This window comes from Paracoccus sp. (in: a-proteobacteria), assembly GCF_047973135.1.
Classification (GTDB): domain Bacteria; phylum Pseudomonadota; class Alphaproteobacteria; order Rhodobacterales; family Rhodobacteraceae; genus Paracoccus.
On record NZ_JBKEBL010000313.1, the window covers coordinates 1 to 11,718 of the forward strand.

At 61.2% G+C, this 11,718-nt stretch carries 16 protein-coding genes; 7 read left to right on the forward strand and 9 right to left on the reverse strand.

The genetic code is table 11. The features are described from left to right. Positions 1–331: 331 nt before the first annotated feature. Both ACK5L9_RS22465 and ilvN read left to right on the forward strand, forming a co-directional pair. Entirely contained in the window at positions 332–2,086 is a 1,755-nt protein-coding gene (locus ACK5L9_RS22465) for an acetolactate synthase 3 large subunit (RefSeq protein WP_416913699.1), read from the forward strand. Between the two features lie 67 nt (positions 2,087–2,153). Further along, complete coding sequence (gene ilvN / locus ACK5L9_RS22470; protein WP_416913684.1) at positions 2,154–2,714, forward strand: acetolactate synthase small subunit; 561 nt, start codon at positions 2,154–2,156, stop codon at positions 2,712–2,714. A 28-nt stretch (positions 2,715–2,742) separates the two neighbouring features. Here the strand turns inward: ilvN and ACK5L9_RS22475 are convergent, their stop codons facing one another. Together ACK5L9_RS22475 and ACK5L9_RS22480 are read right to left on the reverse strand one after the other, a co-directional pair. Then, entirely contained in the window at positions 2,743–3,108 is a 366-nt protein-coding gene (locus tag ACK5L9_RS22475) for a hypothetical protein (protein WP_416913685.1), read from the reverse strand. Between the two features lie 309 nt (positions 3,109–3,417). After that, positions 3,418–4,194, reverse strand: coding sequence for a M48 family metalloprotease (locus ACK5L9_RS22480; RefSeq protein WP_416913686.1), 777 nt, complete (start codon positions 4,192–4,194; stop codon positions 3,418–3,420). Between the two features lie 138 nt (positions 4,195–4,332). Between ACK5L9_RS22480 and ACK5L9_RS22485 the strand changes: the two genes are divergently transcribed. Next, complete coding sequence (locus tag ACK5L9_RS22485; RefSeq protein ID WP_416913687.1) at positions 4,333–4,578, forward strand: hypothetical protein; 246 nt, start codon at positions 4,333–4,335, stop codon at positions 4,576–4,578. Here ACK5L9_RS22485 and ACK5L9_RS22490 read toward each other — a convergent pair. Continuing rightward, entirely contained in the window at positions 4,575–4,823 is a 249-nt protein-coding gene (locus tag ACK5L9_RS22490; protein ID WP_416913688.1) for a DUF167 domain-containing protein, read from the reverse strand. The genes ACK5L9_RS22485 and ACK5L9_RS22490 overlap by 4 nt on opposite strands. A gap of 99 nt (positions 4,824–4,922) precedes the next feature. Between ACK5L9_RS22490 and ACK5L9_RS22495 the strand changes: the two genes are divergently transcribed. Further along, a complete protein-coding gene (locus ACK5L9_RS22495) occupies positions 4,923–5,495 on the forward strand; it encodes a nitroreductase (protein ID WP_416913689.1) in 573 nt (190 codons plus the stop codon). Next, entirely contained in the window at positions 5,492–6,202 is a 711-nt protein-coding gene (locus ACK5L9_RS22500; RefSeq protein ID WP_416913690.1) for an EI24 domain-containing protein, read from the forward strand. Before ACK5L9_RS22495 ends, ACK5L9_RS22500 begins: the two co-directional genes overlap by 4 nt. On the opposite strand, the gene ACK5L9_RS22505 is transcribed toward ACK5L9_RS22500, so the two are convergent. Beyond that, positions 6,156–6,428, reverse strand: a complete 273-nt coding sequence (locus ACK5L9_RS22505; RefSeq protein ID WP_416913691.1) for a DUF1467 family protein — start codon at positions 6,426–6,428, stop codon at positions 6,156–6,158. The genes ACK5L9_RS22500 and ACK5L9_RS22505 overlap by 47 nt on opposite strands. After that, entirely contained in the window at positions 6,428–6,832 is a 405-nt protein-coding gene (mce, locus tag ACK5L9_RS22510; protein WP_416913692.1) for a methylmalonyl-CoA epimerase, read from the reverse strand. Before mce ends, ACK5L9_RS22505 begins: the two co-directional genes overlap by 1 nt. 131 nt (positions 6,833–6,963) lie before the next feature. On the opposite strand from mce, the gene ACK5L9_RS22515 reads away from it, so the two are divergent. After that, a complete protein-coding gene (locus ACK5L9_RS22515; protein WP_416913693.1) occupies positions 6,964–7,698 on the forward strand; it encodes a response regulator in 735 nt (244 codons plus the stop codon). A 3-nt stretch (positions 7,699–7,701) separates the two neighbouring features. On the opposite strand, the gene ACK5L9_RS22520 is transcribed toward ACK5L9_RS22515, so the two are convergent. The 3 genes from ACK5L9_RS22520 to ACK5L9_RS22530 all read right to left on the reverse strand — a co-directional run bounded on the left by ACK5L9_RS22520 (position 7,702) and on the right by ACK5L9_RS22530 (position 10,515). Beyond that, on the reverse strand, positions 7,702–8,763 hold the full coding sequence (locus ACK5L9_RS22520; protein ID WP_416913694.1) for an endonuclease/exonuclease/phosphatase family protein: 1,062 nt from the start codon (positions 8,761–8,763) through the stop codon (positions 7,702–7,704). A 395-nt stretch (positions 8,764–9,158) separates the two neighbouring features. Further along, positions 9,159–9,764 (reverse strand): 3-isopropylmalate dehydratase small subunit, encoded by a 606-nt coding sequence (leuD, locus tag ACK5L9_RS22525; RefSeq protein ID WP_416913695.1) that lies wholly within the window; start codon positions 9,762–9,764, stop codon positions 9,159–9,161. A gap of 166 nt (positions 9,765–9,930) precedes the next feature. Further along, positions 9,931–10,515, reverse strand: a complete 585-nt coding sequence (locus ACK5L9_RS22530; RefSeq protein WP_416913696.1) for a VPLPA-CTERM sorting domain-containing protein — start codon at positions 10,513–10,515, stop codon at positions 9,931–9,933. 389 nt (positions 10,516–10,904) lie between these two features. On the opposite strand from ACK5L9_RS22530, the gene ACK5L9_RS22535 reads away from it, so the two are divergent. Beyond that, positions 10,905–11,489 (forward strand): hypothetical protein, encoded by a 585-nt coding sequence (locus ACK5L9_RS22535; protein WP_416913697.1) that lies wholly within the window; start codon positions 10,905–10,907, stop codon positions 11,487–11,489. On the opposite strand, the gene ACK5L9_RS22540 is transcribed toward ACK5L9_RS22535, so the two are convergent. After that, the coding region (locus ACK5L9_RS22540) for an aconitase family protein (protein ID WP_416913698.1) at positions 11,490–11,718 on the reverse strand (229 nt) is incomplete at its 5' end.

The window sequence follows — 11,718 nt, forward strand, 5'->3', positions numbered from 1 at the left end:
AGGCCTTGCCAATCCGGGCCGGCGGCGGGCGCGCTGCGCACGGACACTCAGAGAAGCGCCCGTTCGCAACATTACCTCTGCTATCCGCCGACAAAGGAAACAAAACTGCGCAAAAATCGCCCGGCACGACAGAAAATATTTGCGGCCGCGGTTGACGCTTCCGTCGCACCGCCATACTGTCCCGCCAGTCTTACAGGAGATCCCGAATGCCGGGGCTACTCGTAATTGTGGGAAGGGATGGGCGCATGGGCCGGTAACGGCAACCAGCCAATGGGTTCATGCGCCCCCGGACCCACGGGGGCTTTTTTATCTCTGCGGAAGGAACGGAATGATGTCGCGGCAGATGACCGGAGCGAAAATGGTGGTTCAGGCGCTGAAGGATCAGGGCGTGGACACGGTATTCGGCTATCCAGGCGGCGCTGCCCTTCCGATCTATGACGAGATCTTCCAGCAAAACGACATCCACCACATCCTGGTCCGCCACGAACAGGGCGCGGTCCACATGGCCGAAGGCTATGCCCGCTCCACCGGCAAGCCGGGGGTCGTTCTGGTCACATCGGGGCCGGGCGCGACGAATGCCGTCACCGGGCTGACCGATGCATTGATGGATTCGATTCCTCTGGTCGTGCTGTCGGGACAGGTTCCGACCTTCATGATCGGAACTGACGGCTTTCAAGAGGCCGACACCGTCGGAATCACCCGCCCCTGCACCAAGCATAACTGGCTGGTCAAGGACACGGGCACGCTGGCCGAGACGATCCACAAGGCGTTTCACGTCGCGACCTCGGGACGGCCGGGGCCGGTGCTGATCGACATTCCCAAGGACGTCCAGTTCGCCTCGGATGAATATGTCGGCCCCAGGCAGGTCACGCCTGTCCGTTATCAGCCGGCGCGCAAGGGCGACACCGCTGCGATCACCCGTCTGGTCGAGCTGATCGAACGGGCCGAGCGGCCGATTCTGTATACCGGCGGCGGGGTGATCAATTCCGGCCCGGCGGCCAGCCAGCTTTTGCGCGAACTGGCGGATGCGACGAATATTCCGGTCACTTCGACGCTGATGGGGCTGGGGGCCTATCCCGCCTCGGGCCGCAACTGGATCGGGATGCTGGGCATGCATGGCCTGTACGAGGCCAATCTGGCGATGCACGACTGCGACCTGATGATCAATCTCGGCGCGCGGTTCGACGACCGGATCACCGGGCGCGTGGCCGATTTCAGCCCCAGTTCGGTCAAGTCGCATATCGACATCGACCCCTCGTCGATCAACAAGGTGATCCATGTCGATATTCCCGTCATCGGCGATGTCGGCCACGTGCTTGAGGATCTGCTGAAGATCTGGAAGTCGCGAGGCCGCAAGGTGAACAGCGCCGCCATCGGAAAATGGTGGGAAAAGATCGAGGGCTGGAAATCGAAGAACTGCCTGTTCTATCGCGGCAGCGACACGATCATCAAACCGCAATTCGCGCTGGAGCGGCTTGAGACGCTGACCAGGGGGCGCAATCGCTATGTCACCACCGAAGTCGGCCAGCATCAGATGTGGGCGGCGCAGTTCCTTGGCTTTGACCAGCCGAATCGCTGGATGACCTCGGGCGGGCTGGGGACGATGGGCTATGGTCTGCCGGCCAGCATCGGCGTGCAGATGGCCCATCGCGATGCTCTGGTCATCAATGTCGCCGGCGATGCAAGCTGGCTGATGAACATGCAGGAAATGGGCACCGCCGTGCAGTACCGTCTGCCGGTCAAGCAGTTCATCCTGAACAACGAACGCCTGGGAATGGTCCGGCAATGGCAGCAATTGCTGCATGGCGAACGCTATAGCCAAAGCTGGTCGGACAGCCTGCCCGATTTCGTCAAGCTGGCCCAAGCCTTTGGCTGCGAGGGCGCGCAGGTTCGTGACCCCGGCGATATGGACGCCGCGATCCAGCAGATGCTGGATTACGACGGGCCATTCATTCTGGATGTTCTGGTCGAAAAGCACGAGAACTGTTTCCCGATGATTCCGTCCGGCAAGCCACATAACGAGATGCTGCTGGGCGATGCCGAAACCGAAGGCGCAATCAAGTCGGACGGCGCGGTGCTGGTCTGATCACACGGCCGCGGGGGACATGCCTCCGCATCCCCAGATATCTGCGCAACGAAGAAAAGGGCGGATCATGAATGCGTTGAACATCCAGAAAGGCGCGTCGAGCCATTCGGCCTATGACCTGCGCGACCCCCATGCCGAGATCGTGGAAAGCCACACGCTTGCCGTGCTGGTCGAGAACGAACCCGGCGTGCTGGCCCGTGTCATCGGGCTGTTTTCGGGGCGCGGCTACAATATCGACAGCCTGACCGTGGCCGAGATCGATCACACCGGCCACCAGTCGCGAATCACCGTCGTGACCAGAGGCACACCCTCGGTAATCGAACAGATCAAGGCGCAGCTTGGACGGATCGTGCCGGTCTATGAGGTCCATGACCTGACGGTCGAGGGGCCGTCGGTCGAACGAGAGCTGGGCCTGTTCAAGGTGCGCGGTCAAGGCGACAAGCGGGTCGAGGCGCTGCGCATTGCCGAAATCTTTCGCGCGAATGTCGTCGATTCGACGCTGGAAAGCTTTGTATTCGAACTGGTCGGCACATCGTCCAAGCTGGATGCTTTTGCCGACCTGATGCGCCCGCTTGGCCTGTCCGATCTGGCGCGCACCGGCGTCGCGGCCCTGTCGCGCGGGGCCTGACCCCGCGCCTATCGTGGTCGGGCGGGGCTTAACGCACGCCGCCCACGCAGGCAATTGCCACATCGCAAGAGGCATCGCCGGTTTCACCGGCGGCGTAATCCTGCGAACTGACCAGACGCAGATGCTGTGCCTCGGAATCGGCGGCATCGCCGGTCTTGCGCAGGATTTCAGGCAGTTGCGGAAAGCCCCGTTCCGTCAAAAGCGACACCCGGCGCGCATAGCGCAATTCGCCGACCATTTCGCTTTCCAGTTCCAGAAGATCACCAGGTTCGGGCCAGATCGTCGGATCGGTCAACGAATCAGACCCGCCAAGATAGGCCAGAGAACCGTGATCCTCGCACCAGACGACAGCCTTTTCGCTTTCCTTGTTGCTCCAGACAACCACGCCAATCATGGGCGCCCCTTTCACTCAGTCAAAGCCCGCTCAGGGCGCAATCATTCAACAACGCTCACGCGATTTTGTGCATATCTTATACAACTAAAACAGAAGCTGCCCGACATGCCAGAACTTTTTGCGCAAGTTGCAACTTTTCTAAACCATTCGGGTCAGATTTCAACAGTTCAGTTACCTTTTTCGTCTTAAAACCTGCTCGGAGACCGGTCCCAAGCCCTGCCCGCAACCGGAAATCTTCACATCGGCTGCGGCAGGGCAACTGGCTTAAGAAAATCTATCGGGGACCGTCATCCGGCCCCCGAGATCCGCTTAGCGAACGCGCCCGCTGCGTGCATCGTCGATGGCGCGCTGGACCTGCGCAATACGTGCGGAACGCGACGGATGCGAACCCAGCACACGATCGCCCGGATCGGGAAGGCGTTCAAAGAAGCGCGCGCCGTTCATCGGATCAAAACCCGCGTTCAGTGTCATGACCGCCCCCAGATAATCGGCCTGCAATTCCCAGTCCTTGGAATAATAGCGCGATCCGACCGAGGCTCCGATCTGCTGCGCCGTATCGATCGCCGTCGCATCGCCGCCATAGATCGACGCGATGCTGCCCAGAATGACGGCCCCCGCCATCGCCGCGCCCGCCTTGCGGTCCAGATGGTTCAGGACGTGGTGGCTGGCCTCGTGGCCGACGACGAATGCAATCTCGTCGGAATTACGCGTTTCGGCGATCAGCGACAGGGTAAAACCGATGATCGGACGACCATTGTCGCCGATGGTCTGAAAGGCGTTAGGTTCAAGTCCGGGGCGGTCATCGACCACGAACTGAAAATCACAGTTGATTGGCTGGGTCCGGCGCTCCAGGCATTCACGCTCGACCGCAGGTTCCATGCGCCGCATGACCGACACAAAGACCTTTGCCGCCTGACTGGGCGAATTGATGTTCTGGGTGGGTTGCCTGACCGCCATCTGCCGGGACGAGGTCGCCGATGGCTGTGGCACCGTCTGCTGATCGACAGGGGCGCAGGCGGACAGTGCCGCAAGACCCGTCAGAACAATCGCGGCAACGCGCCGCATGTGGATGCCAGACTTAACCATACATTACACCTCAAATTTCATCTTGCGATCAGTCGCGTTCAGGCGGCACTTTAACGACCACCCGGACGCCGCGCAAACCCTGACGGCTTGTTCCCCGGCCTCTTTCGCGTAATTCTTTAACGAACGAAGGAGACCCGGATGTTCACCATCGAACACGAATTCGACGCCACCGTGATCACGCTGATCGACGAGGCCGAGTCAGGAACCCGCCCTCTGAACGAGGATGTGGTGATTTTGGGTTTTGACGACCGGGTGGTTCTGGAACAGATCGGCCCGAATGGCGACGACGTGATGCGCGTCGTCCTGTCGATGGAACAATTGTCGGAACTGCGGCTGGCCCTGAACCTGCCCGAAGGGAATTACCGGATCGAAAGATCGCGTTAATCCAGCCGGAACACCTTGTCCCGCGACGTCGCGCCGCGCACCAGCGTCAGCCGCGATTTCGCCACCCCAAGCGATTTTGCCAGCAATTTGATCACCGCCGCATTCGCCTTGCCATCCTCGGGCACGGCAGTGACATGGGCCCGGATACCCGTCTCATCAACGCTGATCGCGTTGCGCCGCGCCCTGGGGGTAACGCGGATGGCAAATTCGGCACCCTCGCGGGCCAGATGGGCAAGATCGGTCATGGCGCCAGAATGACGCGACGAATGGCCGACCGCAATCCGCCGTGACTTGCACCTTGCCGCAAGCTTTGGGAAAACCGGCCAACCTGACAGGAGACGTGCATGAACCATCGCAACGACGCGGCGCTGCAATTTCTTTCCAGCCGCCGCTCTCACCCGCCCAAGCTGCTGTCCGGCCCCGCGCCCGACCGGCAGCAATTGCTTGACCTGCTGACCTTGGCCGCCCGCGCGCCCGATCACGGCAAGCTTGAACCATGGCGCTTTGTTGTGCTGGACCGGGCGGCACTGGACCGGCTGCAACCGATCCTGCGGCAGGCTGTGACCGATGCGGGGCAGGACGAGGCGGCGGTCGAGAAATCGGCCTCGGCATTCGGATCGCCGCTGATCGTCGCGGTAATCTCGGCCCCGGTCGCCAGCGACAAGATCCCCGAATGGGAACAGATCCTGTCGGCGGGGGCGGTTTGTCTGGGGTTGGTCAACGCGGCGCTGGCATCGGGCTGGGGCGCGGCATGGCTGACCGGTTTCGCGGCGCTGAACCCGGATTTCGGGCGGGCGCATCTTGGGGTGCAACCGGACGAGCGTGTGGCGGGCCTGATCCATATCGGCAGCAGGGGCGCAACACCGCCCGAACGCCCCCGCCCCGACATCGCCGCCAAGACAAGCTGGCTGGAATGATCCGGGCATTGGGCCTTGGCGCGGGCGATCTGCTGCGTCCGCGCATCCTGTCGCTGGTGCTGACCGGTATCGCGCTGACGATCCTGCTGTTCGTCGTCCTGCAAGCGGCAACTTTCTGGCTGATCAGGCTGCTGGTACAGGGCAATATTTCCCTGCCGGGCATTGGCGGAATCCCCATCGCCGAGTTGCTGTCATGGGGATCGCTGGCGCTGCTGCCGCTGATGGGGTTCTTTCTGATGGCCCCGGTCGCCGCAGGTTTTTCGGGCCTGTTCGCCGAGCGCGTCACCGAAGCGGTAGAGCGGATCCACTATCCCGCCAGAATCGGCAAAGCTCAGGATTTCATGGACGGGCTGCTGGAATCGCTGGCGGTCGTGGCGGCTGTGATAGGCGTCGCGATCCTGTCGCTGATCCTGACGCCGCTGCTGGGACCGTTCTCGCCGCTGCTGTTCTATGGCGCGAATGGCTGGCTGCTGGGGCGCGAGTTCTTTCAGATGTCCGCCCGCCGTCATCTGGACGAGGTGCAGGCCACGGCCCTGCGCAAATCAAACGCGGCGCAGATCACGCTGACCGGCGCGGCCATCGCCGTGCTGCTGACGGTGCCACTGCTGAACATCGCCGTGCCGGTTCTGGCGGCGGCCGCATTCACGCATCTGTTCCACATCATCCGCGGAAAAGCCGGTCGAAATTCGACAATTGCTCGCGGGTGATGACCTCGCCCATAATGATCCAGGCGATCACCCCCCACAGCGCCGTCGCGATCAGCGTGGTCAGGATCAGCTTGCGCTTGAGCTTCAGATCATGGGGCGCGCCCGCCGGCGTGCCCGGCACCACCTCGCCGACGTCGGCCTGCGATTTCTGACCGATGGGCAGCACCACGAACAGCGTCAGAAACCACAGGACCGCGTAAAGGACGATGCCCCCGGTCAGGTTCATCAGACCTGCTCCAGCTCGATCAGGCAGCCGTTGAAATCCTTGGGATGCAGGAACAGCACCGGCTTGCCATGCGCCCCGATCTTTGGCTCGCCATTGCCCAGAACGCGCGCGCCGTCGGCTTTCAGCTTGTCGCGCGCGGCAATGATGTCGTCCACCTCAAAGCACATGTGATGAATCCCGCCCGAGGGGTTCTTGTCCAGAAAGCCCCTGATCGGGCTGTCATCGCCCAGGGGATACAGCAGTTCGATCTTGGTGTTGGGCAGTTCGATGAATACCACCGTGACCCCGTGATCAGGTTCGTCCTGCGGCGCGCCAACCTTTGCGCCCAGAGTGTTATCGTACTGCGCGACCGCCGCCTGCAAATCGGGCACGGCGATGGCGACATGGTTCAGGCGTCCGATCATGAGATCCTCCGTTTGCGCCAGCTTTTATGCGCTGTCGCGCCCGAGCGAAAGAAAAACCCGACGTGATTAACCGGTTCTTAGAGAATCGGCGGTTATCTGGGGAGGTTGTACATTCGGACGGGAAAAATCAGATGCTGACAGAAGTTGGAACCGGCGCGCGGGAAGCCCTGCCCATGTGGCGGATGTCGCTGCCAGGACGCCCGCTGACCGGACTGACCGTGCTGGTGGTCGAGGATTCGCGCTTTGCCAGCGAGGCGGTGCGCCTGTTGTGCCTGCGGTCGGGCGCGCGAATCAGGCGGGCGGATTGCCTGCGATCAGCGGCGCGGCATCTGAAAACCTATCGGCCCGCCGTCGTCATCGTCGATCTTGGCCTGCCCGATGGCGATGGCGCTGACCTGATCCGTCAGATCGCCACATCAACGACGCGTGTGCCCGTGCTGCTGGGCATTTCGGGCGATCCGGATATGCGCAGCAGCGCGATGCAGGCAGGCGCGGACGGGTTTCTGACCAAGCCCATCGAAAGCCTTGCGCTGTTCCAGCAGGCCGTACTGGCCGCCCTGCCGCCCGAGGCGTCGGGCAGTTCGCTGCGGGTTTTGCCCGACGACATGATCCAACCCGACGCCACGGGCTTGCGCGACGATCTCAGCCATGTGGCCGAAATCCTGTCCTCGGCGCATGACACCGCCGCCATCGACTATATCGCCCGGTTTCTGGCTGGGGTCGCCCGCTCGGCCCATGACCGGACGCTGGAAGAGGCGGCGACCGCGCTGGCCCGCGACCACCGTGCCGGGCGTGCATTGGCGACCGATCTTGCCCGGATCAGCGGCATGGTTCAGGACCGTCTGGCGCATGTGGCCGAGATGTAGCCATCACCAAGGCGCAAGATCGATCCATACAAGACGATGATCAGAGGCCGTCCCGACCAGTTGCGCCAGCGGGTTCTGGGGTGCAGGCCACAACACCCCGCTGTCCGCGACGGTCAAACCCTTTGCGGGCAGGATATAATCCACCCGCAGATTGCCGATCCGCGCATCGTCGAAATCGCCCGTGTCCAGCGCAGCATCACCCTTTTGCGCGGCATTGAGGCCGGTTTGCGGTGGCTGCCATGCCCCGCGCGGATGTGGATCCTGCGCATGCGACATCAGCGCCCGCAGCGCATCGGGTCGGCCATCGCCATCCACCGGATCAAGATTGGCATTCCCGATCAGCACATAGGGGGCGGCAGGCAGATGCCGCAGCCAGAACGCGGCCTCGTCATGATTGCGACGGCCATTGCGATCCTCGGGGCCATCAAAAACCGGAGGGGTCGCGGACCAGGCCAGCAAATGCAGCGGACCCGAGGGGGTCTGCACCGTCACATCCCAATGCGCGGTCGACGACAGACGCTGAATGGCTGCGATATCGGCCGGGGTGTCGGGCATCAGATTATCCGACAGATCGCGCCACAACCTGTCCGTGTAATCCGCCACCGGTCCGACAGGCAGGCGCGACAGCAGCGCCATCCCGTTCTGCCCGGTGAACTGCCCCCAGCCCTGCGCATCGTCGGCCTCACCCGGACGGTCATCGCCATCCAGATCCAGCCCGGTTGCGATACCGCTGTTCGGACGGGCCGCAAAATGGTTGGGCAGCGACAGCCCCGACCGGGCCAGCAGATCGGCGAACGCGGTCAATGCCGCGCCGTCATGATCCCAGTCAAAGCCCGTCAACAGGATCACATCCGGCGCAACCGCTGCAATGACCTGCGCCGCCGCCAGAACCTGCGGATCGCTGTTGCGGATGTCGCGCAACAGCAGGCCCGGCCCCTTGCGCGAAAGGCCCGGATCATATGTCGCGATACGCAGGGTTTTCGCGCCCTCGCCAAAGGCGGGCAGGGCGGCGAAGGCCATCAGAAACAGCGCGGACAGCAGATTGCGAAACTTGGCAGTACTCATCACCGCGATATGGCAGACGCCGCGGCATCTGCCAATGCATCGCATCAGATTTGATTTGTTGCTTTTACGGCTTTTCCTATGACAGCAGCGCCGCGACCCCGGTCGTTCCGGCGATCGGCATCCACGTCGCCACAGGCAGCGGAGCGATCAGAATAGTATAAACCGGACAGGACATTAGCAGATTTCAGGTCTTCGCGTGGTTTTCCCGCGATCAAAGGGCTGGCATGCCGGTGTCGGTGGCAAACCCCCGAAAAATCTTTATTATAAAGCTGCTTTTATTAGATTGATCTGTTTTGTATGCTTCTATAAGGCCAATGTCTTATATATATGCGCAAGTAAAACCGCCGCAGCGCGCGCGGGATCATCCGAATCCCGCCGCGCAGCCAAGGAAAGTGTCAGACCCAAGGACGTGCCTGCGCCATCTTTCCTTCAAAATTGTCGATAGAGGGCGCCTTTTCCATCGTCAGGCCAATATCGTCCAGTCCGTTCAGCAGGCAATGTTTGCGGAACGGATCGATGTCAAAGTGAAATTGCTGTCCGTCGGAACTGCTGACGGTCTGGCTTTCCAGATCGACGGTCATCCGGGCATTGGCACCCTTGCGCGCGTCTTCCATCAGAACCTCGACGGCCTCTCGCGGCAGGACGATAGGCAGGATTCCATTCTTGAAGCAATTGTTAAAGAAAATATCGGCAAAGCTGGTGGAAATAACGCAGCGAATTCCAAAATCCATTAACGCCCAAGGCGCATGTTCGCGTGACGAACCGCAACCGAAGTTATCCCCGGCGACCAATATTTCAGATTGCCGATAGGCCGGCTTATTCAAAATGAAATCTTCGACTTCATTTCCATCCCGATCATACCGCATTTCATCGAAAAGATTTACGCCCAACCCCGAACGCTTGATCGTTTTCAGAAACTGTTTCGGGATAATCATATCCGTGTCGATGTTGACCAGCGGCATGGGGGCGGCGATGCCGGTCACGGTGGTGAACTTGTCCATTGCGCTTTCCTGTCTTGTCCGGGCCTGCCGGCGAGCGGCCCAGTGAGCAGCCGGCAATCTACTGTAGGCAGTCCCCCCGGTCGCCGCAACCCGCGCTACGGTCTGGACGCATCAAAAAGGGCCCCGTCACGACAACGAGGCCCGGATCAGCAGTCAGAAAACCGGATCAGGCGTTTTTGCGACGGCGTGCAGTTGCCCCCATCACGCCAAGACCGCCCAGCAGCATCAGGCCCGCTGCGGGCAGCGGCACGATCGAAATGTTGCCGCCGGTCACGGCAAGCTTGATGACCATGTCGTCGTGGTTGTCGTCCGAACTGCCGCTGTCATCGAGGAAAAGATACGCCATCTGGCCGCCAGAGGCGTTTTCGTTCTCGAAGGTGACAAAGAAGTTGGCGGGCTTGCCCGGCCCGGGATTGCTGGTGTTGAACAGCGATGCGACGGCGCTGTTGATCCCGAAGGCAAAGTCCAGAATACCGGCAGTCACGTTGGTATAGGTGATGCTAGCCCCCGCCGCGCTTCCGTTGTTGCTGAAGATTTTTGTCCCGTCCCAGTGGAACGTGTTGTTCATGCCCGCTTCTTCACCCAGAAAAGTCGCGGTAACGTCGGACGCGCCGGTCAGGTACAGAGTAGCACCGTACCAGCCGTTACGCGAGGTGGTACCCGGACCAAAGACGTCGTCCAGAATATCGTTTGTTCCCCCACCGACACCAGGGATACTGCCAAAGGTTGCCGCCGAAGCGGCGGCAGCCATGCCCGTCAGGATCGCCGCAGCCGCGACCAGGGATTTCAGCTTGCTGCTAGTTTTCATTACTAAAACTCCGAAAAAACGTAAAATTGGCCTGTGCCAAGTTCCAGTATATATCGAATTTTACGGATTCGTTTAGCTTTTTTTTACTTTTGGTCGAATTTTCATCCCTTGATTTAATCAAATTGGATTAATCAACTGATGGGTGTAAAAATATGACAATTATCCATTATTTTTTCTTATTCGCCTCACATTTTTCCCGCGGGCAGCCCTGCCTCATCGAGGTAAAAGCGCCCCTCGGCAAATGCCACATTCGCGTGACCAGACGCCCGGCGGGTAGAGCTTTTCCGCAAAGTCGGCTAACGCTCACCTGCGCCCGATCCGTGGAGTATCTGTTGCGACCCGATGCCTTGCTAAGCTGCGTGTCCCAAAGCTGGACGCCCGTGATCGGCGACCCCAATCTGACCGGGTGGCTGACCGTACTGGCCTATTTGCTGTGTTTCATACTGGCAGTGCAGGTCTGCCTGCGGCTGCCGAGACAGGGGCGCGGCTTCTGGGCGCTGATCGCGGTGCTGATGCTGTGTCTGGCTGTCAACAAGCAGCTGGACCTGCAAAGCGCGCTGACGGCGGCGGGGCGCTGTCTGGCCAAGGCACAGGGCTGGTATGCAGAACGCCGGGCAGTGCAGGCCACGTTCATCCTTGGACTGCTGAGCGTCGCGGCGGCGGGCCTGCTGGCCGGGTTGTGGATGCTGCGCCGATCAATGCGGCAGAACGGGCTGGCGCTGGCAGGGCTGACGATCCTGTCGGCCTTTGTCATGATCCGCGCTGTGGGCTTTCACCATTTCGACGCGCTGATCGGCATCCGGCATTTCGGAGTCAGCGTGAACTATGCCTTCGAGAATGCAGGATTGTTACTGATCGCACTGAACGCCATGGCGATCCTGCGGCGCGGTCGGGACCGCACCGCATATTCCGATTGATCAGGCGGGCTGCGCCACAAATTCGCGGATATCGACCAGATGCCCCGCTATGCCGGCGGCCGCTGCCATGGCGGGCGACATCAGATGCGTACGGCCCTTATAGCCCTGACGCCCCTCGAAATTGCGGTTCGAGGTGGCGGCGCAGCGTTCTTCCGGGGCAAGCTGGTCGGGGTTCATGGCAAGGCACATCGAACAGCCCGCAAGCCGCCATTCGAAACCGGCCTCGGTA